Raw genomic sequence first — 26,291 nt, 5'->3', positions numbered from 1 at the left:
CGCATGCAGCCTGTGGTCCACTTCAAAAACGTCAACAAATATTACGGCGGATTGCCTGCGGTCGATGACCTGGACCTCGCCGTAGAATCCGGACAATTCGTGACGCTGCTCGGCCCCTCCGGCTGCGGCAAGTCTACGACGCTCAGGATGCTCGGCGGCTTCGAACAGCCCTCGTCGGGGGAGATCTATCTGGAAGGCAAGCCGATCACCCATCTGCCGCCGAACAGACGCAACGTCAACATCGTCTTCCAGGACTATGCGCTCTTTCCGCACCTCAACGTCGGCCGCAACATCGCCTTCGGACTGGAGTTGAAAGGGCTGTCTTCGGACGCGATCCACAAGCGGACCATGGAACTGCTGGCTCTCGTCAAGCTCCAGGATTTCGCCGACCGCATGCCCGACCAGCTTTCGGGCGGCCAGCGTCAGCGCGTCGCGCTGATGCGCGCGCTCGCCCCCGATCCGAACGTGCTTCTGCTCGACGAGCCCCTTTCGGCGCTCGACGCCAAGCTGCGCCAGCAGATGCAGATCGAACTGAAAACCATCCAGCGGACCACCGGCAAGACCTTCATCTTCGTCACCCACGATCAGGAGGAGGCGCTGACCATGTCCGACGTCATCGTGGTGATGAACAAAGGCAGGATCGAGCAGATGGGCGGCCCGAACGAGCTCTATTCCCGCCCGCGCAGCCGCTTCGTCGCCAACTTCATCGGCCAGAGCAACTTCCTCGAAGGCAAGCTGCTTTCCCACGATGGAACGACCGCGGCCATCGACTGGAACGGAAGCATCATCCACGCCGACCTCAACGGGACGAAGCTGCCAGCCGGCAGCGGCGCGACCGTCGCGCTTCGTCCCGAGGCGCTCTACTGCATGGCGGAACAGCCGAAGGACCGGTTCGCACTGAGGGGGCGCATCGTCCAGCGCGTCTTCAAGGGTGCGCACACCTCCCTCACGATCGAACTCGAAAATGGCGCGGAGCTGGCTTTGCAGCTCGACCCGGTAGCGCTTTCGCACCTGGAGAGGGACGAGGTGTGGGTGGGCTGGCGCGAGCGCGACGCGGTCGTTCTGGCCGACTGACGCGCCTGAATTTGGCGCGGTCATTTCAGGGGCCGCCGGCAGCGGCGGTCCCGAAAGCGGATTTCAGGAGCAAACGCTATTATGACGAATGAACAGCATGGGCGGCTCGCGGAACTGAATGCGAGGGTCAAACAGGACCTGGACTATCTCAATTACCCGGCCGCCAACTGGTCGAAGCCGGTCACGACGGCTGACGGACAGCCGGTGAGCGACGTCGTCATCATCGGCGGCGGCATGTGCGGCATGGTCGCCTGGCTTGCCCTGACCCGGGCGGGCATCGCCAATCTGCGCATCGTCGACCGTGCCCCCAAAGGGCAGGAGGGTCCCTGGGTCACCTTTGCCCGCATGGAAACCCTGCGCTCGCCGAAGAACCTGCTGGGCCCGGCGCTGGGCATGGCCTCGCTCACCTTCCGCGCCTGGTACACCGCTTGCTTCGGCGAGGCGGCGTGGGAAACGCTGTTCCGCATTCCCCGCCCGATGTGGATGGATTACCTGAAGTGGTACCGCGAGGTCCTGTCCATTCCCGTCGAGAACGACACGCATGTCACCCGCGTCCGCCCTCGCGAGGATGGCCTCCTGGAGCTGGAAATCGCCGGCGGCAGCAAGTCTTCCATCGTCACGCGCAAGCTGGTTCTGGCCACCGGCCGCGAAGGCCTGGGCGAGCCGGTCGTTCCGGATTTCGTCAAGGGCATGAAGCGCCACACGTCCTGGGCCCACTCCGCCGACGACATCGATTTCGAGGCACTCAAGGCAAAGCGCGTCGTCGTCATCGGCGTCGGCGCATCCGCTGTCGACAATGCGGCCGAGGCGCTGGAGTCCGACGCGGGCGAGGTCCGCCTGCTCGCGCGCCGCAAGGAGATGCCGACCGTCAACAAGCTGATGGGCATCGGCTCCTACGGGGTGACTGCCGGGTTCGCCAGGATCGACGCGGAATGGCGCTGGCGGATCATGGACTATTCCGTCAAGCAGCAGACGCCGGCCCCGCACAATTCGACGCTGCGCGTCAGCCGCCATCCCAACGCCTTCTTCCACTTCGACTGCGCCATCGGCTCGATGCGCGAGGAAGGCGGGGAAGTCGTGATCACCACCAAGAAGGGCCGCATCTTCAGGACCGACTTCGTCATCCTCGGAACCGGCTTCACGGTCGATCCGCTCAGCCGCGACGAGCTCGCGCCCTATCAGGACAGGATCGCCTGCTGGGACGACCGCTACACGCCGCCGGTCGGCGAAGAGAATGCCGGCCTCGGCCGCTTCCCCTGGCTCGATGACGATTTCTCCTTCACCGAGAAGGAGCCCGGCACCGCGCCATGGCTCAAGGACATCCACTGCTTCAACTACGGCGCCTCGATCAGTATCGGCAAGGTGAGCGGCGACATTCCGGCGATCAGCGAGGGCGCGCTCTGGCTTGCGCGCGGGATCGCCGCCTCGCTCTTCATCCGAGACGTCGATTACCACTGGGAAGCGCTGCTCGCCTACGAAAAGCCGGAACTCGACGGCTCGGAGTGGACGGACGCCGACGCCCCGGAACCCGCGCACAGAACCGCTTGATTTGAACTCCTGCCCAAGCTGAAGGATTACGATGACCGTTCCCCCGAAAACCGATGTGATCGACGCCGTCCTCGGGCTGGATTCGTCCTCGCCCGTCCTCGCATTGCGCGAGCGGCGCGCCAAGCTCAAGCATTTCACGCAGACCAGCCATGACGCCGCGCTCCATCCCGCCGAGCCGGGTAATTTTTCCTACGCCATGAGGGCGGCTCTCGCGGCGCGCATCACCGGCCTCTGGAAAGCGACAGAGCTCCAGGCCCATTACAAGGCGCAGCTCGAGGAGAAGGGATCGAAACCCGAGCTCCGATCGATCGCCGATCCGGCCTTCAGGCCCGAGGGCGACAAGCGGCTCGCAACGATGCTTGCGCATGTCGATCTGGTGACGCTCAAGCCGAAGGAAGCGACGCGCGCGAATATCGAAGCGCTCTATTCCGTCGGTTTCGACGACCGCGATATCGTAACGCTCGCGGGTCTGATCGCCTTCGTGAACTATCAGGTGCTGGTCGTGGCCGGCCTCAAGATGCTGAGGGACAACTGACATGTCGGAAACCGTACACGAATTCACCCTGGAGCCGCTCGACTGGCAGCCCTATGTCAAGCCCGTAAAGCTCGACGAGGCAACGCCGGAGCAGCTCGAAGCGCTGAAAGTGACGCCCTCGAATACCAAGGTTTCGAACTATGTCCTGGTTCTGGCCAACGAAGCCGAGATGCTCGCCGAACGTACGCCGCTCTTCAACGACATCATGTATAGCGAAGGCGGGCTCTCGCGCGGCGGGCGCGAAATCGGCGCGCTGGCGGCTTCCTTCGTCAACCGCTGCATTTACTGCGCCTCGGTGCATGCCAACCGCTACATCCAGCTGGAAAAGCGGCCGGAGGTGGTGGACGAAATCTACAGGCGCGGCCTCGACGCCGACCTGCCGGATTTCGAGCAGGCACTCTTCAATTTCGGCGTCGATCTGACGGCGCACCCGGACAATGTTGGCGTCTACCAGTTCTACCACCTGCGCGAGATCGGGCTCGACGACCTGGAGATCCTCGATCTGATCCATTCGATCGCGATCTTCGGCTGGGCGAACCGCCTGATGCACACGCTCGGCGAACCGCATCTGAAGGAGTGAAGCTGTTATACGCGATTGCCCCTCATCCCGCTGCCGCGGCCTTCTCCCCGCAAGCGGGGCGAAGGGATTCGCGGCACCCGCTCGCGACCTCTCCGCAACCGGTTCGTCGGGGGCTGAGTGCATGCCGCGTGAGGGATGGAAACGAGAAACAAGCGTGAGATCAAGCCTTCAGTTGCCTGGCCACATTGCCGAGGAGACGACCGCCAGCATTGGCCACAAGGCACTCTCCGCAAGTTCGGCAGCGCATCGCCCGAGAGCAGCACCAGCAAGACGTGCGCTGATGCACGATGCGGTTACTGAGCGTTGCTCTAACCCGCAGCTTTCGTGAGCGAGGCAATCGCCGCATCGACGGCATCGCCGAGGCGCTCCACGATCTGGCCGACATCTTCCCGGTTAAGGATGAAGGGCGGCGCCAGGAGGACGTGGTCGCCGCGTTGCCCGTCGATCGTGCCGCCCATCGGATAGACCATCAGGCCCCGTGCCATGGCTTCCTTCTTGATCCGGGCATTGAGCTTCAGGCCGGGATCGAAGGGGGACTTCGTCGCCCTGTCGGCGACAAGCTCGACGGCACGGAAGAGGCCGCGGCCGCGAATGTCGCCGACGTGGTGGTGATTGCCGAGCCGCTCGACCAGGCATCTTTCGAGATAATCGCCCATCGACACGACGTTTTCGAGCAGCCCGTCCCGGCGGATCACTTCCTGCACGGCAAGGCCGGCCGCCGCTGCCATCGGGTGGCCCATATAGGTATGGCCGTGCTGGAAGGAACCCGACCCTTCGGAGAAGGCCTGGAAGATCGCGGAGGACAGCAGTACCGCGCCGACCGGCTGATAGCCGCCTCCGAGCCCCTTGGCGATGGTCATGAGATCCGGGACGACGCCGTCCTGTTCGCAGGCATGCAGCGTCCCGGTGCGGCCCATGCCGCACATCACCTCGTCGAGGATCAGCAGCACGCCGTATTTGTCGCAGATCGCCCGAACGCGCTTCAGGTAGTCGGCGACGGGCGGGACCGCGCCGGCCGTGGCGCCCACCACCGTCTCGGCGACGAAGGCGATCACCTGATCGGCGCCCAATTCGAGGATCTTGGCCTCGAGCTGACCCGCGGCACGCGCGGCATAGTCCGTGTCGCTCTCGCCGGCCTGCTGCAGCCGATAGGCAAAGCATGGATCGATGTGGTGGGTTTCGACGAGCAACGGCCGGAATTGAGCGCGCCGCCACTCGTTGCCCCCGGCCGCCAAGGCGCCAAGCGTGTTGCCGTGATAGCTCTGGCGCCGGGCGATGATGTGGCGGCGTTGCGGCTCCCCCTTCTCCACGAAATACTGCCGGGCCATTTTCAGCGCCGCCTCGACCGCTTCCGATCCGCCGCTCACCAGATAGACGTGATCGAGCCCGTCGGGCGCATCGGCGACGAGGCGGTCGGCAAGCCGTTCCGCCGCCTCGGTGGTGAAGAAGCCGGTATGGGCATAGGCCATACGGTCGAGCTGCGCGTGGAGGGCGGCGAGCACATCCGGATGAGCGTGACCGAGGCAGGAGACGGCGGCTCCCCCGGAGGCGTCGATATAGGCCCTGCCCTCGGCATCGAAGAGCCTGATGCCTTCGCCGCGGACGGCGACCGGCAGCTTCGCGTGGATGGCGCGGTGGAGAAGATGGGTCATGGCGCTCTCTTGGAGTTGCGGGATTGGAGATGAGTGTTCAGCGCCGCGAGCTGCCCGTCGAAGCGCTCCAGAGCCGCGAGCGTCGCTTCGCCGCCCCGGCCTGCGATGAGCGCGCCGAGCACTTCGGCGACGGCAAAGGCGGGCGCCATGGCGTGCAGGAAGGAAGGACTTTCGGTCGGCACGACGATGATCGCCTCGGCGATCTGCGCAAGCGGCGCCACTTCGCTGTCGGTCACCGCGACGACCGGTACGCCGTTGTCCCGAGCATATTCGGCAATTTCGATCGTCGCCCGTGTATAGGGAAGAACGCTGGCCACGAGCAGCACGTCTGCGCTCGTGGCACGTCCGACGGCATCCGCGCCGGTGCCGCCGATGCCGTCCAGCATCACGGATTTTTCGCCGACCAGCGAAAGAATATAGTGGAACTGCCAGGCGACCGCGTGGCTCGAGCGCAGCCCGAGGCAGTAGACCCGCCGGGCACGGGCAAGCCGCGTGGCCGCTGCAACGATGCGGTCGAGCGCAGCCGGTTCTGCGAGCCGCGAAATCTGCGTCCCGATCGTGCGCAACATATCGGCTGCGAGCGCGTGGTCGCCCCTCAGCTTCTGGCTTCGGGCCTGCTCGCCGGCCTTTCCGGCAAATCCGGCATCACCCTCCCGCAACGCCTCGGCATAACGTTCGCGGATGGCATCGTAACCATCGAAACCGAGTTGCTTGGCAAGGCGGGTCATCGTCGCGGGCTGCACCCCCGCCTGGCGCGCCTGCTCGCGCATGGAGAGAAGAGCGACGTCGCGGGGATGGTCGACGATATAGCGGGCCGCCGTCCGCAATTGCGACGAAAGCCCGTCGAAGGCGGTGATGATCGCGTCGCTGAGCGGCCCCTTGTCCATGCTTCATTTAACAACGATCTCATGACCATTGCAACGAATGTTTCAGTGTGCAACTTTATGATTTCTGAAAATCATACTCGATGGTGCCCACATGAACGCAGGCGATGCTTTGCAGGGGATTTCGATCGCGGTCGCGCCGAATGGCGGGCGCCGGACGAAGGCCGACCATCCCGCCATACCGCTGACCCCGGAAGAACTGGCGCTTACCGCACGCGACTGCCTCGATGCCGGCGCGGCGATGATCCACGTTCACGTGCGCAAGGGGGACGGAAGCCATCTTCTCGATGCCGACGCCTACCGCGCCGCGACCGCAGCGATCCGGGCTGCCGTAGGCGATCGCATGGTGATTCAGATCACCAGCGAGGCGCTGGGCATCTATTCGCCGGGCGAGCAGATCGCCGTCGTGAAGGCGGTCCGGCCCGAGGCCGTGTCTCTGGCGCTCAGAGAGTTGGTCCCGGACGAAACGCACGAGGCTGCCTTTGCGGATCTTCTGTCGTGGGCGGCCCGGGAGAAGGTCACGCCGCAGATCATCCTCTACGATCCGGAGGAGGCGGTGCGATTGGACGGCATGCGGCGACGAGGTCTGCTTTCCCGCGACGACATTCCCGTACTTTACGTACTCGGCCGTTATACGCCGGGCCAGAGGTCCCTCCCCCGTGACCTGCTGCCTTTCCTGGCGCCGGACATGCCCGCCTTCACCCATTGGAGCGTCTGCGCCTTCGGCCGTCACGAGGCGGCCTGCGTCACAGTCGCGGCGCTCCTCGGCGGCCATGTCCGCGTCGGCTTCGAAAACAATCTCTGGCTTCCGGAAGGAACCGCCGCCGGCTCCAACGCCGACCTCGTCCGCACGGTTACGGCTGCGCTTCTGCCGCTGTCGGTTCCGTTACTCCAGGGGCCGGCGCTCGCAGAGATGTTTGCCCGTATCGGTTCTGCGGGCATGCCGGAAGACTGACGCGCCCTCGTCTTTCCGTCGCCGGGCTTTGGAACCGGTGAACGCCGGTTTCGTTCTCCCATGATGACAGCGCCTCGCGCCTCATCCGGCGCGCAAGGGTGCCTGTAACACTTGGAGTGCTGCGTGCTTATCCTCAATCGCCAAATACGGAAGCATGCAGCCGTATGGGAGTGCACCATGTTGACCCATGATGATCGCAACATGCCCGAAAGGCGCGCCACAGCCGCATTTCCGATAGGTCTCATACTGCTCGCGATATGTGCCATCTTCGCCTATCTGGCGATCGGCGGCGCCATGCTGGAAGGTGAAACCGAAACGGTCGTCTACACACCGCCGATCGCCGACGCGCCGGAACCTCGGTAAGAGGGAGTTCTTCAATGACGCCCGATCCGATCGGCCCCGGCCCCGGGCCGGGAATAATTCCGCCGAACCCGGTTCCGCCACTCGGCATTCCCGATCCGCCGCCAAACGAGCCCCAGCCCGACAAGGGTCCCGAGGACGACTCGCAGAACCCGCCCGGCGAAAAGGACCCGCCCCGGACCGACGTGCTCCCCCGGTGAGGCTTGACTTTCATGAATCAGAATGAGAACATAACATGAACATTCTGGAGAGTCTCTCATGACCCATGCAGAGGAAGTTATCGAGCGCGCCATGGCCGCCGTCGCCCAGGCAAGACGCCGGCGGGAGCGCGAACAGGAGTGGCGCAGAAAAACCTTCGGACGGATTCAGGTCGGTATACCGCTCCCGCCCCTCAAGCGCGGCGTGCAGCTTTCGCTGCAGCTTGACCGCCCCAGTACGCAATGAGGCCTGAAGCCGATCGGCCCATTCGGTAAGGGCGACGAGGAAAACCGTGGCACGGTTTTCCTCGCGGTTGCGTTAGGCGGCAGCCAGTGCCGGCCGTTCCCTAGGGAAGGGCTTGAAGGTCAGTGCGATCAGGAAAGCACCGATGCCGAGACCCCAGGCGCCGATATAGAGCCAGCCGTAGCTGGCAAAAACGTCGTAGATCAGTCCCCCGGCAACCGGGCCGATTGCCATGCCGAGGCTGCCGGCCATTGCCGTGCCGCCGATGACAGTGCCCATCATGCGCAGCGGGAAATTCTCGCGGGCGATCACGGCGTAAAGCGGCATGACGCCCGCATAGATGAAGCCGAACACGGCAGCCACCGCGTAGAAGGCGCCGAGATCGCGCACGAAGAAATAGGCGAGCGCACCGAAGGCCTGCAGCAGCAGCCCCGATACCAGAATGCGCTTGGCGCCGTAGCGGTCTCCGAGGACGCCGAAGGCGACGCGGCCGCCCATTCCCGCCAGACCCTCGAGGCTGTAGATGGAAACGGCGGCCATCATCGGGATCCCGCAGCTCACGGCGTAGCTCACCGTGTGGAAAATCGGCCCGGAATGGGTGGCGCAGCAAAAGAAGTTCGTCAGCAGCAATATGACGAATTGCGGCGATCTCAGCGCCTGTCCAAGGGACATGTCCGGCTGCCCTTCGCTTGCGGAGACGGCATTTGTATCTTCGAGGACCGGCGGGCGGCGCAGCAGCAACGCAGCCGGAATCATCGTGACGGCGGCAAGGGCGGCTATGATCTGCAGCGATGTCCGCCAGTCGTAGATCGTAACCAGCCACCCGGCCAACGGCGACATGGTCATGGGTGCCATTCCCATGCCGGCCGACACCAGAGATACGGCAAGGCTGCGATGCGTATCGAACCAGCCTGTCACGCAAGCCATCATCGGTGCGAATATCGCCGCACAGGCCCCCCCGACGACCACCCCGAAGACGAGCTGGAATGCGATCAGCGATGTCACGAGGCTGGAAAGCGCCAGGCTCGCCGCAAGAAGCGCGGAACCGATCAGCACGACCGGGCGCGGGCCCCAGCGGTCCGAAGCGCTACCCCAGACCATACTTGCCAGGGCCATTGCGATGAAGCCCACCGTCATGGCACTCGATATACCGGTCACCGACCATCCGGTATCGCGCGAGATGGGCACAAGGAAAACCGGCAATGAAAACATGGCACCGATTGCAATGCAGCCGAGCAGGCCGCCGGCAGCAACGATCACCCAGCGATAATGCGCATCGATCATTTCTCGTGTCTCCGCTCAGGGCAATCCGGCGCGGCATTCATTTTCAGTCCACGCAAGGATTGCCGATCAAATCAAGGGCATTCTCCCGTTTGCGGCTGTGCCGCGCATACAATAGGACGAACGGCGCCTGAAGGCGCCGACATGGGAGTGGAAATTTTTGTACGCTGCATTGCGCTTGATGCGGTTGAATTCATGCGGCGCTCAGCGGAATTCTCGAACGCCCCTCATCCGCCTGCCGGCACCTTCTGCCAGCAAGCCGGGCGAAGGGACAAGCGGCAAGGTTCCGGACCTATTCTGCGCGACGAGATGCGAGGAGCGACCCGCTTGTTCCTTCTCCCCGTGAAACGGCGTCGAAACGGGGAGAAGGCGCCGGCAGGCGGATGAGGGGCGGAGGCGCCCCGTCAGGCCGCCGTATCCGACGTGTCGACCACCTCGAAATCATGCGTGATGGTCGCCGTCTTTGCGAGCATCGCGGATGCGGAGCAATATTTCTCGATGGAGAGGGCAACCGCGCGCTCGACCTTCTTGGCGGCCAGACCACGGCCCTTGACGATGAAATGCATGTGGATACGGGTGAATACGCGTGGGTCCTGATCCGCCCGATCGGCATCCATCTCGACCACGCAATCCTCGACCGCCTCGCGGCCCTTCTCGAGGATGTGGACGACGTCGAAAGCCGAGCAGCCGCCGGTGCCGATCAGCACCATTTCCATGGGGCTCGGTCCCGGTGTCGGGCTATCCGGGCCGGTGGCCGTGCCGAGCACGACCTTGTGGCCGCTTCCGGATTCCCCGACGAAGGTCCTGCCTTCGACCCATTTGATACGTGCCTTCATCCGATTTTCCTTCCTGTCGTGATGCGTTCATCATAGTTCGAATGACGCAAAACGCGCCCGATTTCCACCCGCCGCCAATCCACTCAGCGCGCACCCCACGTGTCGGTCAGCCGGTAGCCCTCGGGCCAGGGGTCCGACGGGTCGAGCATGTGCTGATGGGTGCCGGTAATCCAGGCGCGGCCGGAGATTTCCGGCAGCACGGCCGGCCGGCCGCCGATTTCGGTGGTGCCCAGGATGCGGCCGGAGAAGGTGGAGCCGATCAGCGAAACCGCCGTCAGCCGGTCCGAGAGCCCCATCTGGCCGCGCGCATGCAGCACGGCCATGCGTGCCGAGAGTGCCGTCCCGGTCGGCGAACGGTCGACCTTGCCCGGCTGGATCGCGACTGCAGCACCCGCCCGCAGGCCTTCCGCCGTGCGCTCCACGGGACCGGCAAAGAGGCAGAAGGAGAAATGCCGCCAGTCGGGGTTTTCCGGATGATGGAAACCGAGCTTGGCATTTGCCGCATTGGTGATCCTCACGCCGAGCCGGGCGATGTCGTGCGCCTCGTCCGGCTTCAGGGCGAAGCCCATTGCGGCAGCATCCACGATCACGAAACTGTCGCCGCCATAGGCGGTGTCGACTGTGAGTGTCCCGAGCCCCTCGACCTCCAGCTTCGCGTCCAGCCGCTCGGCAAAGCTCGGCAGGTTCTCGACGAAGATGCGTTCGGCCTTGCCGTCACGGCACTCCGCGCGCACGCGAACGAGACCGCCGGGCGCTTCGAGCGTGATCTCCGTCACCGGCTCCTTCATCGGCAGGATGCCGCTGTCGAGCAGCACGGTTGAAACGCAGATCGAGTTGGAGCCGGACATGGGCGGCGTATCTTCCGGCTCCATGATGATGAAGGCAGCATCCGCGTCGGGATGCTTGGGCGGCACCAGGAGATTGACATGGCGGAAGACGCCGCCGCGCGGCTCGTTCAGGACGAAGTTGCGCAGGGTCTGTTCGCGGGCGATCCAGCGGCTCTGCTCCCAGATCGTATCGCCCGGCGGAGGCGCGACACCGCCGACGATCACGTCGCCCACTTCACCCTCGGCATGGGCTGAAATGACATGAATGGTCTTGGTGCTGCGCATCGCGAACTCCTCGTTTCAAAAGCCAGCGCGGTTACGAACGTCCGCCGCGCCTCAGGAAAGCCAGTCCGGCAGCTGGGGCGGGACGCGCCCCGTCAAGGCCGCGGCGACGCAATCGGCAAGGCTGCCGAAGCGTACTGTGCGGCCTGAAAGACCGGGACCGTAATGGGCATATTTGCCGGAATTGGTCATGACCGCCCGGGTACGGGTCGGGAACACAGGCTCGGAGATCGAACACCAGCAGAGGTCCGGCAGCACCTGGACGCCGCTCTCCTGAAGCCGGGCGAGAATGCCTTCGCCGCGCGCCTCCGCAATAACCTCATGGCCGGCCGTGACGATCACTGCCACATCCGGATGCCGCTTGCGGCCGCCGAGCGCCTCGGCCAGCGCCCGACACTCGGCAAGGGACGCGTGCGGGCTGCCGATCGCTACGAGTTCGACTTCATCCGGACCCTCGTTCAGGGCGGACCAAGCGGCCGTCAGCTCGGCGCGGGTAATGGTCGCATGATCCGCGTCCTCAGCCGCGGCACCGCCGGCTTCCGGCGTCACGCCCTCCACATGCAGCATCGGCGCGGCGGAAGTGGTGCCGAAGGCGGCGCAGAGCGCCTTCAAGTCGTCGCGCGAGGGCTCCGCCGGGGCGAGCCCGCGGATGAGCGGGATGCGATCTGGCGCCGCACGCCCGGCGAGATAGCCGATCAACGGCCAGAAAGCGTCGTCGGCGCCCGCGGGCAGTTCGACGTCTATGATCCGCCGTGCCTTGCGGTGTTCGTCGAGATAGACGCCGGAGAGCGGCGCGCGTCCGGTGAGCGCGATGCAAAGGTCGAGGAAATCCGGGTGCTTTGCCGTCCGCGCACCGAGCACGCTGTTGGCGAAGATCACGGCATTGGACTCCGCCCAGGCCACGGCTTCGCCGGCTCCAGGCGCGCTGTCGAGCAGATAGGGCGAACAGGTGAAGGTCGGCCGGCAGCCCATGCGGACATAGGCGTCGGCGAGCCGCGCCGCAGGGTCGCCGAAGGACGGCGGCACACCTTGCCTCTGCCAATTGGCATGGTCCACGGAAATGGCGTTCATCGTCGCCGGGATCCGCACCTTCGCGCCCATCTCCACCATCTTCTCGGCAAAGGTGAGGTTCGCGGGACTGGCATAGATGCAGCCGTCGATATGAGCCTGCGTCACATCCACGAGACCCAATGCCCCCTGCTGCGCCGCCATGGCCGAAATGATGCGCATGGCCTGCGCAACCGCGACGCTTTCCGCTCCGTCGAGCATGGCGCGGTCGCCATCGGTGAGGTCGAGCGCGGCCGTCGCCGGCGGAACGACGGGGATCGTCAGCCCCTCGGCTTCAATCGCCCTGTCGCCGATCCGCGCCGTCTTCGCACGGGCGAGCGCCGCGAAGGCTTCCGGCGCAAGACGCAGCACCGGCAGCGGCTTGCCAAACATCTCGGAGGCGATCAGCGCACCGAGGGTCAGCACGTCTTCCGGTTCGGAAAATACGAGTGCGGCAGGGCCACGGCCGGTCAGCACCAGATCGAGCAGCACGCCCGAGCCCGTACAGGAGCCGCGGCTCGACGGCATCATCAGGATGGAGCCGGTGAGCGGGACGCCATGCAGCGGGTGGTGCACGTCGATCACGCAGCCCGTCGCGGGATCGACCCCGCCCCAGAAACTCAGCGCCTCCCCGGTCGCTATGACCGGGCCCTCGGCCGACCCCTGAAGGATGCTGCGGGCAGGATCGAGGCCGCTCATCTTACGACGAAGCCGTGGGCGAAGGGATCGCGGTCATCGATGAAGATGGTGTTGATGCCGGTCATCCGCGCCCAGCCGGCGATCGACGGGATGATCGCGTCGCGATCGGCGACCTTCGCCGCCGCTTCGACGCGCCCCTTGAAGAGCGATCCGATGATCGACTCGTGGACGAATTCGTCGCCGACCTTCAGCTTGCCCTTGGCGGCAAGCTGTGCGATCCGGGCCGACGTGCCGGTGCCGCAGGGCGAGCGGTCGATGGCCTTCTCGCCGTAGAACACCGCGTTGCGGGCATGGGCCTCCGGCTGCGTCGGCTTGCCCGTCCACTGGATGTGGCTCAAGCCCCGGATCTCCGGGTGCTCGGGATGGACGAACTCGTATTTGGCATTCAGCGCGGCCCTCAACTTGGGGCTCCAGCCGACCAGTTCTCCCGCCGTATGGTCGGCCATGTCGCGGAAGTTCTTTTGCGGCTCGACGATGGCGTAGAAATTGCCGCCATAGGCGACGTCCACCACGATCTCGCCGAGCCCCTCGACCTCCGCCGCCAGCCCTTCCGCATAAAGGAAGCTCGGCACGTTGGTAAGGCGCACTTCCTCAACGAAGCGGCCCTCCTGGCGGTAGGTGATGTCCACCTTGCCAGCGGGAGCATCGATCGACAGCTTGCCGGGCTCGCGCGGGGTGATCAGGCCGTTCTCGATGCCCATGGTGATGGTTCCGATGGTGCCGTGCCCGCACATCGGCAGACAGCCGGAGGTCTCTATGAAGAGCACCGCCACGTCGCAGTCGGGCCGGGTCGGCGGGTAGAGGATCGAACCCGACATCATGTCGTGGCCGCGGGGCTCGAACATGAGACCGGTGCGGATCCAGTCGAATTCCTTCAGGAAATGCGCGCGTTTTTCCAGCATGTTCGCGCCTTCGAGACGCGGGCCCCCGCCCGAAACGAGGCGGACGGGATTTCCGCAGGTGTGGCCGTCGATGCAGGAGAAGGTGTGGGTGGCCATGGTCGAAACCTCTGTCAGAATCTTTGCGGCGAAAAGGGTGCAATGTCGATGGCCGGAGTCCGGCCGGTCAAGAGATCGGCGACGATCCTTGCGGTGCCCGCCGATTGGGTGAGCCCGAGATGGCCGTGACCGAAGGCGAAGATCACCCGCGGCGTCGCGCGGGCGCGGCCGATGGCCGGCAGGCTGTCGGGCAGCGACGGCCGGAAGCCCATCCACTGCACCCCGCCTTCCGGTTTCAAACCGGGCAGGAAGGCCTGCGCCTTCTTCAGCATCGCTTCCGAGCGGCGGAAGTTCGGCGGCAGATCGAGCCCGCCGAGTTCGACCGCACCGCCGACCCGGATACCGGTCGACAGCCGTGTCACGACGAAGCCATGGCCGCCGAAAGTGATCTGCGTCCGCAGGTCGAACGCGTCGGCGGGAAGCGTCGTATTGTATCCGCGCTCGGTTTCGAGCGGAATGCTTTCGCCGAGCGTGCGCGCAACCCGGTGCGAGAAAGCGCCCGCCGAGAGGACCACCTGCGCCGCCCGCCGCCTCCTGCCGTCGGCGCTCAGGACTTCGACCCCGCCATCGACGGGCTTCAGCGCCGTGACCTCCGCGCGCTCGATCACCCCGCCGATCGTGCGGAAATGATCGGCAAGCGCAAGCGTGTAGAGCTTCGGATCGGCGATCGAGTACCAGCCGGGCGTGAAGGTAGCGTGGGTGAAGCGCGCCGCCAGGCCCGGCTGGATCTCGGCAATGCCTGCGGCATCGAGATGGCGGAACTCGATCCCGTGATCCGCGCGCGCCTTCCAGCCGGCCAGCGATGCCTTGAATTCCGCCTCTCCCTCGTAGACCTGAAGGTTGCCTTCCTTGCGCAGCATGGACGCCGTGCCGGTCGCACCGAGGAACGGCTCGAGCTCCGCTTTCGACAGGTCCATCAGCGCGGTCTGGGCCGCGGTCGAATGCGCCACGCGCCCCGGCTGACAAGCCCGCCAGAAGCGGAACATCCATGGCGCGATCTTCAGCGCATAGGCGGGCGGCACGGTCAGCGGCCCGAGCGGATCCAGGAGCCATTTCGGCGCCTTTTTGAGGATGCCGGGCGAGGCAAGCGGAAGGATATCTGTGAAGGCGAATGCCCCGGCATTGCCGGCGGAGGCGCCGGCCGCCGGCCCCTCGCGGTCGAGCACGGTGACCGACAGGCCGCTGGCCACGGCGGCAATTGCAGCCGTGAGGCCGACGACCCCCGCGCCGATCACGATGACGTCCGGTGCGGCCATTTATCGTACGCTCGCCAGGAACTTCTGCGTTTCAGGGTTCTGCGGCGAGGCGAAAATCTGATCGGGCGAACCGATCTCGGCCATGATCCCCTGATGGAAGAAGGCCACGCGATCCGACACGTCGCGGGCAAAGGTCATTTCGTGGGTAACGCAGATCATCGTCATTCCCTCTTCCGCCAGCATCTTGAGGGTGTCGAGCACCTCGCCGACCAGCATCGGATCGAGCGCCGAAGTCACCTCGTCGAACAGCATATATTCCGGCGACATGGCAAGCGCCCGGGCGATCGCCATGCGCTGCTGCTGGCCGCCCGACATGCGGTTCGGATAGACCTTGAGCTTCTCGCCGAGACCGACATGGGTCAACTGCTTCACCGCGATCTCCTCGGCCTTGTCCTTCGGGAGGCCAAGCACCTTGCGCGGGGCGAGCATGACGTTTTCGAGCACGGTCAGATGCGGGAAGGCGTTCCATTGCTGGAACACGATCCCGACCTTTCGGCGCAGCCTGTTGAGATCGGTGCCCTTGGCATGGACATCGGTCCCGTCGATCACGATCCGGCCGGAGTCGATCGGCTCCAGCCCGTTGATGCAGGTGAGCAGCGTCGACTTGCCGGAGCCGGAGCCGCCGATGATGGTGACCACCTCGCCCTTTTCGACGGTCAGGTCGATACCCTTGAGAACCTCCAGAGAGCTGAAGGATTTGCGGACGTTTTCGATCTCAATCATTGGGGGACCACCGTTTTTCGAGATACCCGCCAAGCCGGGCGACGGGGAAGCTGAGGAGGAAGTAGATGGCGCCGCAGATCAGCAGAATGAAGAGCGGCTCCTGCAGACGCGTGACCAGTATCTGCGAGGCACGCAGGAGCTCGACCAGGCCGAGCCAGAGCACCAGTGCGGAGTCCTTCATCACGCCGAGCGTCAGGCCTATCCACGACGGAAGCGAAACCCGGGTGGCAAGCGGCGCCACGATGTAGCGCATGTCCTGCCACCAGGTCATGCCGAGGGAGCGCGCCGCACGGCGGGTCGTCACCGGCACCGATGAAATTCCGCCGCGCACGATCTCCGCGCAGAACGCCGCCGTGTAGAGCGAGAGCACCACGCCGGAGGTCGTGAAGGCGCCCCAGCCGAGCTTGGCGATCGACTGGAAGGCATTGCCGAGCACGAGCTGGATCAGGAGCGGTACCGAGCGGAACACGTCGAGCAGCAAGGTGAGCGGCGCCGACCAATAGGGTCCGATCTGGAACCGGATCACTCCGAAGAGGATGCCGAGAACGGTGCCGGCGGTGACGGCGACGGCGGTTACCGCCAGCGTCATTCCGGCGCCTTGCGCAAGAAAGGCGAGATCGTTCCAGGTGAGGGCAGTATCAAACATCTCTCACCCCTCTCAGTAGCGGAACATGCGCCAGGCGAAGGCCCGGGCTGCAAGCGTGACCGCCTTGGCGATCAGGTAGTAGATCACCGCAGCGAGCGCGAAGAATTCGAATGTGCGGAAGGAGCGGGCATTCAGTTCCTGCGTGATGCCGGCAAGGTCGGTGTTCATGCCGACGGTGACGCCGAGCGACGTCATCAGGATCGCCCAGACCATCTGGTTCGTCGCGGGCAGGAAGGCCACGCGCAGCATCTGCGGCAGAACGATCAGCCGGAACGCCTGCAGCGAGGTCATGCCGAGCGACCGGCCAGCGCGGGCCTGCGTATCCGGAATGGCCTTGAGCGCGCCGCGGAAATTCTCGGCAAGATAGCCCGCATTGTTGAAGGCGATCCCGACCAGAAGCGCCGTATAGGGACTCAGGTGGATCCCGAAATTGCCGAGGCCGAAATGGGCCATGTAGATCTGGAACAGCGCCGGCGTGTTTCGCGCGACCTCGACCCAGGTCGTGGCGATGCCGCCAAGGATACGGCTGCCGGACAGGCGGAACACGGTGAGCGCGATCGCGCAGGCGACGCCGATGACCATCGACAGCACCGCGACCTGCAGCGTGACCACCGCGCCGTCCAGCATCTGCGGCAGCGCCCTCAGCGCCTGGTTCCAGTGGAAGGTGTAGTTGAACATTCCCGTCTCACCCCTCGGAATGCAGCGACGGCGCGGGTTGCCCCGCACCGTCAGACGATCCTCGGATCAACGGTAAACGCCGTTCACCGCCAGGGACGGAGCCTCGCCACCGACCCACTTCTCGTAGAGTTCGGCATAGCGGCCGGTGCGGACCTGCTGATTGACGAACAGGTTGAGGTAGTTGAGGAAGCCGTATTCCTCGCGGTTAGTGAAGAGGGCCACGTAGTCGATGTCGAAGGGCGCCTTGTCGACCACGGAGATACCGGGGAACTTGCCGCCCTTGACGTTGGACTGCGCGACCGTCGAGGTAGAGACGGTGGCGTCGAGCTGGCCCTGGCTCAGCGCCAGGAAAACGTCGGCCTGCGTCTGATAGGGGCGGAACTCGCCCTCGCCCCAGGCCTTGACCTGGTTTTCGAGTGCGATCGCCTCATAGGTGCCCGCGGTGGCGCCGACCACCTTGCCCTTCATGTCTTCGAAGGACTTGATGCCGGACTTCTCGTTGGCGGTTACCGCCATTTCAAAGGCGAAGTAAGGCACCGTCATGCCGACGGTCTTGGCACGCTCGAGCGTATCGGAGGTGGAGGCGACACCGACATCGACGCGGCCGGACATCAGCGCCGGGATGCGCTCGGGAAACGGCGTCTCCACGATCTCCGCGGTGACGCCGAGCGCCCTGGCCAGATCGTTGCAGTAATCCACGTCGAAGCCGATCGGTTCGTTGTTCTCGTCGCGCGAACCCATCGGCGGGAAGTCGAGCACCACGGCGCAGCGCAGCGTTCCCGAAGCGATGATGTCGTCCAGCTTGTCGGCATGGGCGGGGCTCGTCAGAGCGGTGGCGGCAACGAGGCCGAAGGCGAGGACCGAGGTCTTCATTATTGTTCTCTCCCTTGAGTTGGCCGATCGGTGTGACGGCGCGCGCACTATTCCGCGTCGGAGAGCACAAATCAATTTAAAAATACAATTAGTATACAAAAAGTATATAACAGGGCGCCTTTTCGCAATGGAAAGGGGCTTTCCCTTGTGGAAAAGCCCCTTTTATTGCGCGGCCGGGAGGCTGGATCAGCCGAGGAAGTCCTCGGGCAGCAGGTCTTCCGGCATGTTCTGGTAAGCGACGGGACGCAGGAAACGTCGAATCGACATGGTGCCGACGCTGGTTGCGCCGAAGTTGGTCGAGGCTGGATAGGGGCCTCCATGCACCATCGAATCCACGACTTCAACCCCGGTCGGGAAGCCGTTGACCAGCACCCGGCCCGCCTTGCGCTCGAGCACCGGACGCAGACGGCGCGCCGTCTCCAGATCGCCCGCATCCATATGGATGGTTGCGGTCAGCTGGCCCTGGAAGCCGCGCGCGAGCTCTTCCATTTCGGCCGGCGATCCCACCCGAACCACCAGTCCAAGCGGGCCGAACACTTCTTCGCCGAGCGCATGGTCGGCCAGGAACTGGGCACCCGTCGTCTCGAAGAGATTGGGCGATGCGTCACGGCCGGACGACTCGGTCGCAAGCAGCGGTTTGACGGCGTTGCGCGTCGCAAAGCGCGCCTGACCGTCGCGGTAGGCCTTGGCGATACCGTCCGTCAGCATGGTTTGCGGTGCCACCTTGGCAAGCGCCTCGACGGCGGCGGTGGTGAAGCGGTCGGCGTCCGCACCTTCGATGACGACGGCGATTCCGGGATTGGTGCAGAACTGCCCGGCGCCCATGGTGAGCGAACCGGCCCATCCCTGCCCCAGCGTTTCCGCCCGTGCCTTCAACGCTTCCGGCAGCAGGAACATCGGGTTGACCGAACCGAGTTCGCCGAAGAACGGGATCGGTTCGGGGCGCGCCGCGCAAAGATCGAACAGGGCACGTCCGCCGGCGAGCGAACCGGTGAAGCCTACGGCCTTGATATGGGGATGCTGCACCAGCGCATGACCGACGTCGCGGCTGCCGCCCTGGATCAGCGAGAATACGCCGGGATGAACACCCGTCTTGCGGATCGCTGCGTCGACGGCCTCGGCGACGATCTCGCCGGTGCCGGGATGCGCCGAATGACCCTTTACCACGACCGGGCAGCCGGCTGCGAGCGCCGCGGCCGTATCGCCGCCGGCGGTCGAAAAGGCCAGCGGGAAATTCGAGGCGCCGAAGACGGCGACCGGACCGACGGGGCGCTGGACCAGCCGTATCTCCTGACGGGGCGCCGGCTGGCGCTCGGGCATCGCCGCATCGACGCGCCGGTCGAGATAATCACCCTTTTCGATATGATCGGCAAAGAGCCTGAGCTGGCCGGTCGTGCGGCCCCGTTCGCCGTTGAGCCGCGCCTCGGGCAGGCCGGTTTCCTGGCTTCCGATCTCGGTAATCGCCTCCGCCCGGGCCTCGATCTCGTCGGCGATGGCGCGCAGGAAGGCGGCGCGCTCCTTGCGCGAGGAATAGCCATAGGTCCAGAAGGCTTCCTCAGCCGCCTCGCAGGCCCGGTTCACCAGCTCTACGGTGCCTACGGCAAAATCATGCGCCGGGCCATGCGCCGGCGCCGAAGCGAAGGTGCCTGCCCCATCGAGCCATTCGCCCGCGACGAGGTGTTTTCCTTTGGGGGTGAAAATCATCTGACTTTCCTTTCTCTGGATCACGATGATCCTGGTCGATTCGGCACAAGATCATAAAACGCGTCGATTCCCGTAACGAAGCGGGATTGCCGGCGGAAATTCGCATACACTCTCCTCGCCCGTTGCGGAACCGTATACCTTGCGCGAACAGACGAATTGAACTTACCGGGGGTTTGTATACTCTATGTATGCAGAACATCAACCGCGTGCCCCTGAATCAGGCCTAGAATGAGAGAGACGACATGAGCGAGACAACCACCCTGACGACCACCGCGCTTCAGGAGCGCGTCGAGGCGATCTTCCGCAAGGGCGGCCTTAACGTGGTCCAGGCGGGCGCTCTCGCCCGGGTGATCGTTGCCGGCGAACGCGATGCCTGCAAGTCGCACGGCATCTACCGGATCGAGGGCGCGCTGCGCACGGTCAAGGCTGGCAAGGTCAAGCCGGACGCCGAGCCGGAAATCGTCGCGCAGGAAGCCTCGGCGATCGTCAAGGTGAATGCCGGGGGCGGTTTCGCCAATCCCGCCTTCGAACTCGGTCTGCCGGTGCTTGCCGAGCGTGCCCGCAAGCACGGCATCGCCGCACTCGCCATCAACGACTGCACGCATTTTTCGGCGCTCTGGCCGGAAGCGGAGGCGCTCACGGGAGAAGGGCTTGCCGGACTCGTCATGTGCCCGAGCTATGCCACGGTCGCACCGACCGGCGGCAACAAGCCGTTGCTCGGCACCAATCCCTTCGCCTTTGGCTGGCCGCGCGCGGGCAAGCCGCCCTACGTCTTCGACTTCGCGACATCGGTGGCGGCACGGGGCGAGATCGAGCTGCATCGCCGGGCGGGCAAACCGCTGCCCGAAGGCTGGGCCATCGATGCGCAAGGCAATCCGACCACCGACCCGGAGGCGGCGCTCGCGGGCGCCATGCTGCCCTTCGGCGGACACAAGGGCTCGGCCATCGGCACGATGATCGAGCTGCTGGCGGGCATCATGATCGGCGACCTGACCAGCCCCGAAGTGCTCGACTATCTAGGCACCACGACGCTCGCCCCCTTCCACGGCGAACTCATCGTCGCCTTCTCCCCGCAGGCTTTCGCCGCCGGTCGTCCAGGCGACCCCTTCGACCGGGCGGAGCTGCTGTTCGAAGCGATCGTCGGCCAGGGCGCCCGCCTGCCTTCGCAGCGCCGCTTTGCCGCCCGAGCGAAGTCGGAGGCCGAGGGCATCACGCTGAGCGCGGCCGAGATCGAGCAGCTCGACCGGCTGCTTGCGCTCGGGCTCGACGCCGTGGCGTAATCCCCAGCGGGCACTCTTTCGCCCTCCTGTGAAAGGCACAGGAGGGATGCGGGGAATTCAGACGTGAAGTGGCTGGACCGGGCACGCCGATGGGCAAGGGGCATCAGGCGAGACGTCGTCGTCCTGTGGCTGGCGGCGCGTGACCGCCGTGTGCCCTGGTATGCGAAGCTGGCGGCAGGCGCGGTCGCGGCCTATGCATTGTCGCCGATCGACCTGATACCCGACTTCATCCCGGTCCTCGGCTATCTCGACGACCTGATCATCGTTCCCGTCGGCATCATCGTCGTGCTGAAGCTCATCCCAGTCGACGTCCTTGCGGACCTGCGCGCCGCAGCAATGAAACACACCGAGCGGCCGGTGAGCCGGGCCGGGCTCGTGGCGGTCATTTCAATATGGGTCCTGCTGGCAGCTCTGCTCTTGTGGGTGGCGCTTGGCCCCGCTGCCGCCGTGCGGTAAACGGAAGAGGCCCTCCTGATGGAGAGCCTCCTCCGTCTCCGGCCCGATCAGGCCTTGTACTTCTCGACGGCGCCCGGGAGCTTGCTCCACTCGGCATACCAGGTGTTGAAGATCTTGAACTGCGCCTCGACATAGCCGCGCTGGCTTTCGGTCAGCGCGTCGGTCTCGTTGAAGTGGAGCGTGTATTCCTTGTCTCCCTTCAGCACCATCATGTGCTTGAAATAGAGGACGAGGTCCGGCCCTTCATCGAAGGAGGAAAGCACGGCAAGCGCCTGCTCGAGCTCCTGCGCACGCTGGCGTGCATCGACATCGCCGGCGGCTGCGGCCCTGGACAGGTTGCAGAGGTGAATCACTTCCTTCGGGAGTACGTTGCCGATACCCGTGATGGCGCCGGTCGCGCCGCAGTTCACGAAACCGTGGAAAACGGCCGTATCGACGCCGATCATCAGCGAGACGCCGTCGTCACGGCTGGTGATGTGCTCGGCCGCGTAGCGCATGTCGGCATTGCCGCCGAACTCTTTGAAGCCGACGAGGTTCGGATGCTCCGCACGCAGCGCGAAGAAGAGGTCGGCCCGTGTGGCGAACCCGTAATAGGGGCTGTTGTAGATCACCGAGGGCAGGTCCCGCGCGGCAGCCAGTATTGCCTTGAAATGCGCCTTCTGCGCCACGATCGAGGGACCGCGCGACAAGACGCGCGGGATTACCATCAGGCCCTGTGCTCCGACCTTCTGGGCATGCGCCGCATGCGCGGCGGCCAAGGCGGTGTTGACGGCACCGGTGCCGACGATGACGGGGACGCCCGCCTTTACCAGACGCTCCACGCCTTCCATGCGCTGCGCGTCGGTCAGGAGCGGCCAGTCGCCCATCGAACCGCAATAGACGACTGCCGACATGCCATCGGCAATCAACGCCTTGCCCTTGCGGACGAGGGCATCGAAGTCGGGCGTGCGGTCTTCCCTGCAAGGGGTCATCAGGGCTGGGATCACGCCCGAAAAAATCTTGGCCTTCATTTCAAACTCCTTTTGGCCTGTCGGATGGCAGAGACATGACGCCATAGCCGGCAACTCTGTCTGTGCTTCGGGATGAAAATACCATTTGTATTTTATTTGTCGACAAAAATAATCCTAAGATCACAGAGCAATTTCGAGCCGGTCATTACGGGCAAAAAGCTTTTGAATTTGCTCGACGATTTGTTCGGCATGAGCGCGCGCCAGCCGATCGGCTGCCTCGGCGTCTCGCGCGGCGATGACGGCGATCATATCCTCGTGCTCGTCGACGAAGCGCTGCGGCAGCCGGTCGTTATAGGACTGATAATAGAGCCTGAGGATCCGTCGCCCCTCGTCGAGAAGCCTGTTGAACAGGCCTATGAAATAGGGATTTCGGCCTGCCTCGGCGATGGCCGAATGGAAGGCGGCATTGGTGGCGATCATCGCCAGCGCATCCTGCGCCTGGACCGCTGCGGCGAATTCCGCCTGGCGGGCGCGGATCACCTCGAGATCATCCGATCGGTGGTGTTCGGCCGCCAGGCGCGTCGTGACGCGATACATCAGCACCAGCGCGTCGAAGAAGGTGTGCAGGTTCAGGAAATCGATATTCGACACCATCGTCGATCTGTTGGGCAGCGTAGCGATCAGCCCCTCTCCCGCCAACCGAACCAGCGCTTCACGGATCGGCGTGCGCGACATCTTGAACCGTTCGGCGAGCTGCACCTCGTCGATCGGACAGCCCGGCGGCAGAACCAGATCGAGGATTTCGTCCCGCAAGAGGTCATAGACCATCTTCACGCCGGAACCGCGCTTGCGTTCGGGAGCTGAATTGGTGTCCGTATCCTTGTTGGTCATGCGGTCTCCTTCTTGTCGACAAAAGAAATACTTCTCCGCGACGATGGGATCAACGGTCTCCTCCGCATGTTTCGCGGATTTCAGGCCGTTTTGCCGATAATCTTTCAGGTTTCCGGCAGGGTAAAGACGGCGCAGGGCGCCGCAATGCCGCGCAGCGCGTGTTCGCCCAGCGGCACCAGTGGGGTTCTGGTCTCGGCGGCAAGCGCGCCCGAAATCAGCACCGATCGCCCGAGCGGCCGGCACAGTCCCTCCAGCCGGCTCACCAGGTTTACGGCCGGACCGATGGCGGTGAAGTCCAGCCGATCGATCGATCCGACATTGCCCCACAGTATCTCCCCAAGATGCAGCGCCGCGCCGAAGCGCAACGGCGGCAGTTCCTGTTCATGGCGCAGACCCTCGAGATGCGCCATGCCCGCGCGGGCGGCAACGACCGCGCGCAGCGCCCGGTCGCAGGCCTCCGCCGGCAAATCGTTGACCGGGAAAATCGCCAGCACGCCATCGCCGATGAATTTGAGCACCTCGCCGCCGAAGGCGTGTATCGCTCCTGCAAGCCGGTCGAACCAGTCGTTGAGCGCCGCGATCACGCGTGCCGGCTCATGTTCCTCGGAAAGGCCGGTGAAGTTGCGCAAGTCGGCATAGAGCAGCGCCGCCCGGATGCTCTCTCCGGTGCCGCGACTCAGCGCGCCGGCCTGCACGCGGGCAGCACTGCGGCGGCCGAGATAGGCTTCGAGCAGCGCCGCGCGAGTCGCTCGCTCGGCCAGGACGGCCAAGGGCGCCGCTGCGAAGCGGGCGGTCTGCCGCAACCGCGCGACCTCGGCCGGATCGAACCGCCGCGTCCCGGCCCAGCCCAGCACCACATTCTCTGCCGTCTGGCCGACCACGTCCTCCTGCACCGAACCGAACCCTGCCAGCCAGTCGCGCCCGGCGTGGTCGACCGGCCCTTCGGCAAAGCCGAGCGCCTCGATGACCGCACCGTCCTCCGCCCGCCAAAGCCAGGTGCGACGCGCGATGATCGGATGCGGCACCGCCAGAGTCAGGGCACCGCCGGCCAGCGGAAGGCCGTCGGCGAGGAGCCGGGTTCCAAGCTCTGCCAGGAACGGGTCGGGGCCGGACGAGGTACCGGCCTCGTCCAGAAGCCATGCGAGGGGTGCGGGCAGGTCCATGCCTTGATCATAGAGCAGTTGCAGGAAATGTGTGAACCGATCTCGGCTCGCGGTACTGATCGAATCGCCCCGGCTCCGCGGGCAGTGGCGCGGGCGCTCCCGTCGGGATATGATCGTTCCGTCCGGTCCGGCGCGGCCGTCCTTCTCGCCGGCGCTCGATGGCAACCGAAGGGGAGTCCGATGCAAGAAGGTCTCGTCGTCCGCCGCGAAACGCATGTCTCGGCACCGCCCGCGGCAGTGTTCGCCCTGCTTACCGACCCGGAGAAGATCCTGCGCTGGATGGGAACGGAGGCCGATGTCGAGCCGAAGCCCGAGGGGCTTTATCTCGTCAATGTAACCGGGGCCCGCTTCGCCCGCGGCTCCTTCCGCGAGGTGGTGCCGGTGCACCGCCTGGCTTACAGCTTCGGGTGGGACGACAGCGATGTCGTGCCGCCTGGCTCGAGCCTGGTCGAGATCGACCTGATCGAGCAGCCGGATGGAACGCTGGTTCGGCTGACCCACTCGGGCCTGCCCAATGCCGAGCAATGTGCCGGCCATGCCGAAGGTTGGGCCCACTATCTCGATCGGCTTTCGGAAGTCGCCGCAGGACGCGACCCGGGGCCCGACCCATGGCACGGCCGTACCGGGTGATGAGCCTTGGCCCCGGCCGCTGGCCTGGGAGCTTCCGCCTCGTCCTTCTCGCGCGGAACTTTGCGGAGCCTGACGTGTTTGCCGGTAGCCGCCGGCAACAAGGCGGCTCACAATGTGTCGCGAGTGTTCGAATGGCATCGAGAAGGAACAGCGCCGAGGAAAGAGCGTCCGCCGCTCGAACCATGCCGAGACTCGAGCGCAACATCAACGCCATCCTGAAGCGGCGCGAGGAAGACGAACGCGGGCGGAGGGCGCACGACAGGGTCGCCCAGGCAATCACGAACTTCGCAGGCTCCATGACGTTCGTCGGTTTGCACGTCCTGGCGTTCGGCGCCTGGATCGCTCTAAACCTCGAGCTGGTTCCCGGCATACCGGTGTTCGACCCGACCTTCGCCGTCCTCGCCATGGTTGCTTCGGTGGAGGCGATCTTCATTTCCACCTTCGTTCTGATCAGCCAGAACCGGATGGCCGAGAGGGACGACGAGCGCTCCGACCTCAATCTGCAGATTTCGCTCCTTGCCGAGCAGGAGGCGACGCAACTGCTCACGCTTCTTCGTGAGATAGCCGCCCGGCTGGGCGTGAAGGTGGACGGTGAAGAGGACATCCGTGAACTCACCAAGGAGATCACGCCCGAAGAGGTCCTCAATCGGCTCGAGGACCAGAAGGTCCGATCGGGCGATTAGAACCACACCGATTTGCCGCAGGAACAATCGGCCGGGCCCGTCATTTGACGACTGACAGCAAAAGGAGACCGAGATGGAGGAGTCACAAGCCATTTCCCGTCCTCAACGCGCTTCCGACTATCCGGGTCGCCAGATGGACTGCATCGCCGCTCTGCGACCGGCCGTTTCGGAGCTGGCGGCGACATCCCAGGAAAGCATCGTGGCGGCCATGGGCGGGGAGCTGACCGACGATCTGCTGGCGCTCGCCCGTCGGGCCGAGGCGGCCGGTTGGACGTTCGAGGAGGCATCGGCGGCGATCGAGGAGCTTGCGCGCGAATATGAGGGCGCGAAAGGAACCATCTTCGATTGAATCCGGTTGG

The 26,291-nt window shown here is 64.9% G+C and carries 29 protein-coding genes; 13 read left to right on the top strand and 16 right to left on the bottom strand.

What is annotated here, in order from left to right; genetic code table 11:
* The first annotated feature begins 3 nt into the window (after positions 1-3).
* The 4 genes from M1D43_RS18465 to M1D43_RS18450 all read left to right on the top strand — a co-directional run bounded on the left by M1D43_RS18465 (position 4) and on the right by M1D43_RS18450 (position 3,737).
* Entirely contained in the window at positions 4-1,074 is a 1,071-nt protein-coding gene (locus tag M1D43_RS18465; RefSeq protein ID WP_010975169.1) for an ABC transporter ATP-binding protein, read from the top strand.
* An 81-nt stretch (positions 1,075-1,155) separates the two neighbouring features.
* A complete protein-coding gene (locus tag M1D43_RS18460) occupies positions 1,156-2,622 on the top strand; it encodes an NAD(P)-binding domain-containing protein (protein WP_010975168.1) in 1,467 nt (488 codons plus the stop codon).
* Between the two features lie 31 nt (positions 2,623-2,653).
* Positions 2,654-3,157: a CMD domain protein gene (locus tag M1D43_RS18455; RefSeq protein ID WP_013850078.1), complete on the top strand. Its 504-nt coding sequence runs from the start codon at positions 2,654-2,656 to the stop codon at positions 3,155-3,157.
* A gap of 1 nt (position 3,158) precedes the next feature.
* The gene (locus tag M1D43_RS18450; protein ID WP_010975166.1) at positions 3,159-3,737 is read left to right on the top strand and encodes a peroxidase-related enzyme; all 579 of its coding nucleotides are present in this window, start codon (positions 3,159-3,161) and stop codon (positions 3,735-3,737) included.
* A gap of 308 nt (positions 3,738-4,045) precedes the next feature.
* On the opposite strand, the gene M1D43_RS18445 is transcribed toward M1D43_RS18450, so the two are convergent.
* Together M1D43_RS18445 and M1D43_RS18440 are read right to left on the bottom strand one after the other, a co-directional pair.
* Entirely contained in the window at positions 4,046-5,389 is a 1,344-nt protein-coding gene (locus tag M1D43_RS18445) for an aspartate aminotransferase family protein (protein ID WP_014530793.1), read from the bottom strand.
* Entirely contained in the window at positions 5,386-6,276 is an 891-nt protein-coding gene (locus M1D43_RS18440; RefSeq protein ID WP_010975164.1) for a MurR/RpiR family transcriptional regulator, read from the bottom strand. The genes M1D43_RS18445 and M1D43_RS18440 overlap by 4 nt, the downstream gene beginning before the upstream one ends.
* Positions 6,277-6,367: 91 nt before the next feature.
* On the opposite strand from M1D43_RS18440, the gene M1D43_RS18435 reads away from it, so the two are divergent.
* The 4 genes from M1D43_RS18435 (at position 6,368) to M1D43_RS18420 (ending at position 8,032) form a co-directional block, all read left to right on the top strand.
* Entirely contained in the window at positions 6,368-7,228 is an 861-nt protein-coding gene (locus tag M1D43_RS18435; RefSeq protein ID WP_010975163.1) for a beta-keto acid cleavage family enzyme, read from the top strand.
* Between the two features lie 177 nt (positions 7,229-7,405).
* The gene (locus M1D43_RS18430) at positions 7,406-7,591 is read left to right on the top strand and encodes a membrane protein (RefSeq protein ID WP_003525673.1); all 186 of its coding nucleotides are present in this window, start codon (positions 7,406-7,408) and stop codon (positions 7,589-7,591) included.
* Positions 7,592-7,605: 14 nt separating this feature from the next.
* The gene (locus tag M1D43_RS18425; protein ID WP_003525672.1) at positions 7,606-7,788 is read left to right on the top strand and encodes a hypothetical protein; all 183 of its coding nucleotides are present in this window, start codon (positions 7,606-7,608) and stop codon (positions 7,786-7,788) included.
* 58 nt (positions 7,789-7,846) lie between these two features.
* Positions 7,847-8,032 carry a hypothetical protein gene (locus tag M1D43_RS18420; RefSeq protein ID WP_003525670.1) on the top strand — a complete coding sequence of 62 codons (186 nt, stop codon included), beginning with the start codon at positions 7,847-7,849 and terminating at the stop codon, positions 8,030-8,032.
* A gap of 72 nt (positions 8,033-8,104) precedes the next feature.
* Here the strand turns inward: M1D43_RS18420 and M1D43_RS18415 are convergent, their stop codons facing one another.
* From M1D43_RS18415 to M1D43_RS18365, 11 genes are all read right to left on the bottom strand, one after another.
* Entirely contained in the window at positions 8,105-9,313 is a 1,209-nt protein-coding gene (locus M1D43_RS18415) for an MFS transporter (RefSeq protein ID WP_013850082.1), read from the bottom strand.
* A gap of 401 nt (positions 9,314-9,714) precedes the next feature.
* Positions 9,715-10,146, bottom strand: a complete 432-nt coding sequence (locus M1D43_RS18410; RefSeq protein WP_013850083.1) for an OsmC family protein — start codon at positions 10,144-10,146, stop codon at positions 9,715-9,717.
* Between the two features lie 83 nt (positions 10,147-10,229).
* A complete protein-coding gene (locus tag M1D43_RS18405; RefSeq protein WP_013850084.1) occupies positions 10,230-11,258 on the bottom strand; it encodes a trans-3-hydroxy-L-proline dehydratase in 1,029 nt (342 codons plus the stop codon).
* Positions 11,259-11,309: 51 nt separating this feature from the next.
* The gene (gene lhpI / locus M1D43_RS18400) at positions 11,310-13,001 is read right to left on the bottom strand and encodes a cis-3-hydroxy-L-proline dehydratase (RefSeq protein WP_014527556.1); all 1,692 of its coding nucleotides are present in this window, start codon (positions 12,999-13,001) and stop codon (positions 11,310-11,312) included.
* On the bottom strand, positions 12,998-13,999 hold the full coding sequence (locus tag M1D43_RS18395) for a 4-hydroxyproline epimerase (RefSeq protein WP_010975158.1): 1,002 nt from the start codon (positions 13,997-13,999) through the stop codon (positions 12,998-13,000). Before M1D43_RS18395 ends, lhpI begins: the two co-directional genes overlap by 4 nt.
* A 14-nt stretch (positions 14,000-14,013) precedes the next feature.
* Positions 14,014-15,255, bottom strand: coding sequence for an NAD(P)/FAD-dependent oxidoreductase (locus M1D43_RS18390; RefSeq protein ID WP_010975157.1), 1,242 nt, complete (start codon positions 15,253-15,255; stop codon positions 14,014-14,016).
* Positions 15,256-15,978 carry an amino acid ABC transporter ATP-binding protein gene (locus M1D43_RS18385; protein ID WP_010975156.1) on the bottom strand — a complete coding sequence of 241 codons (723 nt, stop codon included), beginning with the start codon at positions 15,976-15,978 and terminating at the stop codon, positions 15,256-15,258. It abuts the gene before it with no gap.
* Positions 15,971-16,624, bottom strand: coding sequence for an amino acid ABC transporter permease (locus M1D43_RS18380; RefSeq protein WP_003528591.1), 654 nt, complete (start codon positions 16,622-16,624; stop codon positions 15,971-15,973). The genes M1D43_RS18385 and M1D43_RS18380 overlap by 8 nt, the downstream gene beginning before the upstream one ends.
* 12 nt (positions 16,625-16,636) lie before the next feature.
* Positions 16,637-17,302: an amino acid ABC transporter permease gene (locus tag M1D43_RS18375; RefSeq protein ID WP_010975155.1), complete on the bottom strand. Its 666-nt coding sequence runs from the start codon at positions 17,300-17,302 to the stop codon at positions 16,637-16,639.
* Between the two features lie 66 nt (positions 17,303-17,368).
* Positions 17,369-18,175 carry an ABC transporter substrate-binding protein gene (locus tag M1D43_RS18370; RefSeq protein WP_013850087.1) on the bottom strand — a complete coding sequence of 269 codons (807 nt, stop codon included), beginning with the start codon at positions 18,173-18,175 and terminating at the stop codon, positions 17,369-17,371.
* Positions 18,176-18,361: 186 nt separating this feature from the next.
* The gene (locus tag M1D43_RS18365) at positions 18,362-19,879 is read right to left on the bottom strand and encodes an aldehyde dehydrogenase (NADP(+)) (RefSeq protein ID WP_010975153.1); all 1,518 of its coding nucleotides are present in this window, start codon (positions 19,877-19,879) and stop codon (positions 18,362-18,364) included.
* A 242-nt stretch (positions 19,880-20,121) separates the two neighbouring features.
* Here M1D43_RS18365 and M1D43_RS18360 point away from each other — a divergent pair, with 242 nt between their 5' ends.
* Together M1D43_RS18360 and M1D43_RS18355 are read left to right on the top strand one after the other, a co-directional pair.
* Entirely contained in the window at positions 20,122-21,159 is a 1,038-nt protein-coding gene (locus tag M1D43_RS18360) for an Ldh family oxidoreductase (protein WP_014527558.1), read from the top strand.
* A gap of 63 nt (positions 21,160-21,222) precedes the next feature.
* Positions 21,223-21,615: a YkvA family protein gene (locus tag M1D43_RS18355; RefSeq protein WP_010975151.1), complete on the top strand. Its 393-nt coding sequence runs from the start codon at positions 21,223-21,225 to the stop codon at positions 21,613-21,615.
* 47 nt (positions 21,616-21,662) lie between these two features.
* Here M1D43_RS18355 and M1D43_RS18350 read toward each other — a convergent pair whose 3' ends face one another.
* The 3 genes from M1D43_RS18350 to M1D43_RS18340 all read right to left on the bottom strand — a co-directional run bounded on the left by M1D43_RS18350 (position 21,663) and on the right by M1D43_RS18340 (position 24,619).
* Positions 21,663-22,625, bottom strand: coding sequence for a dihydrodipicolinate synthase family protein (locus M1D43_RS18350; RefSeq protein WP_027989169.1), 963 nt, complete (start codon positions 22,623-22,625; stop codon positions 21,663-21,665).
* 120 nt (positions 22,626-22,745) lie between these two features.
* A complete protein-coding gene (locus M1D43_RS18345) occupies positions 22,746-23,456 on the bottom strand; it encodes a GntR family transcriptional regulator (protein WP_003528604.1) in 711 nt (236 codons plus the stop codon).
* Positions 23,457-23,560: 104 nt separating this feature from the next.
* A complete protein-coding gene (locus M1D43_RS18340) occupies positions 23,561-24,619 on the bottom strand; it encodes an adenylate/guanylate cyclase domain-containing protein (protein ID WP_014527560.1) in 1,059 nt (352 codons plus the stop codon).
* A 180-nt stretch (positions 24,620-24,799) separates the two neighbouring features.
* Between M1D43_RS18340 and M1D43_RS18335 the strand changes: the two genes are divergently transcribed.
* From M1D43_RS18335 to M1D43_RS18325, 3 genes are all read left to right on the top strand, one after another.
* Positions 24,800-25,249 carry an SRPBCC family protein gene (locus M1D43_RS18335; protein WP_010975148.1) on the top strand — a complete coding sequence of 150 codons (450 nt, stop codon included), beginning with the start codon at positions 24,800-24,802 and terminating at the stop codon, positions 25,247-25,249.
* A gap of 131 nt (positions 25,250-25,380) precedes the next feature.
* Positions 25,381-25,932 carry a DUF1003 domain-containing protein gene (locus M1D43_RS18330; RefSeq protein ID WP_010975147.1) on the top strand — a complete coding sequence of 184 codons (552 nt, stop codon included), beginning with the start codon at positions 25,381-25,383 and terminating at the stop codon, positions 25,930-25,932.
* Positions 25,933-26,005: 73 nt separating this feature from the next.
* Positions 26,006-26,281: a hypothetical protein gene (locus M1D43_RS18325; RefSeq protein WP_010975146.1), complete on the top strand. Its 276-nt coding sequence runs from the start codon at positions 26,006-26,008 to the stop codon at positions 26,279-26,281.
* The last annotated feature ends 10 nt before the right edge of the window (positions 26,282-26,291 follow it).

This window comes from Ensifer sp. R1-3, assembly GCF_056739175.1.
The sequence above is the reverse complement of the archived record's forward strand: the minus strand, read 5'-3'. Positions and strand labels throughout refer to the sequence as shown.

What these genes read in the sequence shown, in the direction of transcription:
- M1D43_RS18465 (WP_010975169.1), top strand. Translation starts at nt 4, where the DNA reads ATGCAGCCTGTGGTCCACTTCAAAAACGTCAACAAATATTACGGCGGA.
- M1D43_RS18460 (WP_010975168.1), top strand. Translation starts at nt 1,156, where the DNA reads ATGACGAATGAACAGCATGGGCGGCTCGCGGAACTGAATGCGAGGGTC.
- M1D43_RS18455 (WP_013850078.1), top strand. Translation starts at nt 2,654, where the DNA reads ATGACCGTTCCCCCGAAAACCGATGTGATCGACGCCGTCCTCGGGCTG.
- M1D43_RS18450 (WP_010975166.1), top strand. Translation starts at nt 3,159, where the DNA reads ATGTCGGAAACCGTACACGAATTCACCCTGGAGCCGCTCGACTGGCAG.
- M1D43_RS18445 (WP_014530793.1), bottom strand. Translation starts at nt 5,389, where the DNA reads ATGACCCATCTTCTCCACCGCGCCATCCACGCGAAGCTGCCGGTCGCC.
- M1D43_RS18440 (WP_010975164.1), bottom strand. Translation starts at nt 6,276, where the DNA reads ATGGACAAGGGGCCGCTCAGCGACGCGATCATCACCGCCTTCGACGGG.
- M1D43_RS18435 (WP_010975163.1), top strand. Translation starts at nt 6,368, where the DNA reads ATGAACGCAGGCGATGCTTTGCAGGGGATTTCGATCGCGGTCGCGCCG.
- M1D43_RS18430 (WP_003525673.1), top strand. Translation starts at nt 7,406, where the DNA reads ATGTTGACCCATGATGATCGCAACATGCCCGAAAGGCGCGCCACAGCC.
- M1D43_RS18425 (WP_003525672.1), top strand. Translation starts at nt 7,606, where the DNA reads ATGACGCCCGATCCGATCGGCCCCGGCCCCGGGCCGGGAATAATTCCG.
- M1D43_RS18420 (WP_003525670.1), top strand. Translation starts at nt 7,847, where the DNA reads ATGACCCATGCAGAGGAAGTTATCGAGCGCGCCATGGCCGCCGTCGCC.
- M1D43_RS18415 (WP_013850082.1), bottom strand. Translation starts at nt 9,313, where the DNA reads ATGATCGATGCGCATTATCGCTGGGTGATCGTTGCTGCCGGCGGCCTG.
- M1D43_RS18410 (WP_013850083.1), bottom strand. Translation starts at nt 10,146, where the DNA reads ATGAAGGCACGTATCAAATGGGTCGAAGGCAGGACCTTCGTCGGGGAA.
- M1D43_RS18405 (WP_013850084.1), bottom strand. Translation starts at nt 11,258, where the DNA reads ATGCGCAGCACCAAGACCATTCATGTCATTTCAGCCCATGCCGAGGGT.
- lhpI (WP_014527556.1), bottom strand. Translation starts at nt 13,001, where the DNA reads ATGAGCGGCCTCGATCCTGCCCGCAGCATCCTTCAGGGGTCGGCCGAG.
- M1D43_RS18395 (WP_010975158.1), bottom strand. Translation starts at nt 13,999, where the DNA reads ATGGCCACCCACACCTTCTCCTGCATCGACGGCCACACCTGCGGAAAT.
- M1D43_RS18390 (WP_010975157.1), bottom strand. Translation starts at nt 15,255, where the DNA reads ATGGCCGCACCGGACGTCATCGTGATCGGCGCGGGGGTCGTCGGCCTC.
- M1D43_RS18385 (WP_010975156.1), bottom strand. Translation starts at nt 15,978, where the DNA reads ATGATTGAGATCGAAAACGTCCGCAAATCCTTCAGCTCTCTGGAGGTT.
- M1D43_RS18380 (WP_003528591.1), bottom strand. Translation starts at nt 16,624, where the DNA reads ATGTTTGATACTGCCCTCACCTGGAACGATCTCGCCTTTCTTGCGCAA.
- M1D43_RS18375 (WP_010975155.1), bottom strand. Translation starts at nt 17,302, where the DNA reads ATGTTCAACTACACCTTCCACTGGAACCAGGCGCTGAGGGCGCTGCCG.
- M1D43_RS18370 (WP_013850087.1), bottom strand. Translation starts at nt 18,175, where the DNA reads ATGAAGACCTCGGTCCTCGCCTTCGGCCTCGTTGCCGCCACCGCTCTG.
- M1D43_RS18365 (WP_010975153.1), bottom strand. Translation starts at nt 19,879, where the DNA reads ATGATTTTCACCCCCAAAGGAAAACACCTCGTCGCGGGCGAATGGCTC.
- M1D43_RS18360 (WP_014527558.1), top strand. Translation starts at nt 20,122, where the DNA reads ATGAGCGAGACAACCACCCTGACGACCACCGCGCTTCAGGAGCGCGTC.
- M1D43_RS18350 (WP_027989169.1), bottom strand. Translation starts at nt 22,625, where the DNA reads ATGAAGGCCAAGATTTTTTCGGGCGTGATCCCAGCCCTGATGACCCCT.
- M1D43_RS18345 (WP_003528604.1), bottom strand. Translation starts at nt 23,456, where the DNA reads ATGACCAACAAGGATACGGACACCAATTCAGCTCCCGAACGCAAGCGC.
- M1D43_RS18340 (WP_014527560.1), bottom strand. Translation starts at nt 24,619, where the DNA reads ATGGACCTGCCCGCACCCCTCGCATGGCTTCTGGACGAGGCCGGTACC.
- M1D43_RS18335 (WP_010975148.1), top strand. Translation starts at nt 24,800, where the DNA reads ATGCAAGAAGGTCTCGTCGTCCGCCGCGAAACGCATGTCTCGGCACCG.
- M1D43_RS18330 (WP_010975147.1), top strand. Translation starts at nt 25,381, where the DNA reads ATGGCATCGAGAAGGAACAGCGCCGAGGAAAGAGCGTCCGCCGCTCGA.
- M1D43_RS18325 (WP_010975146.1), top strand. Translation starts at nt 26,006, where the DNA reads ATGGAGGAGTCACAAGCCATTTCCCGTCCTCAACGCGCTTCCGACTAT.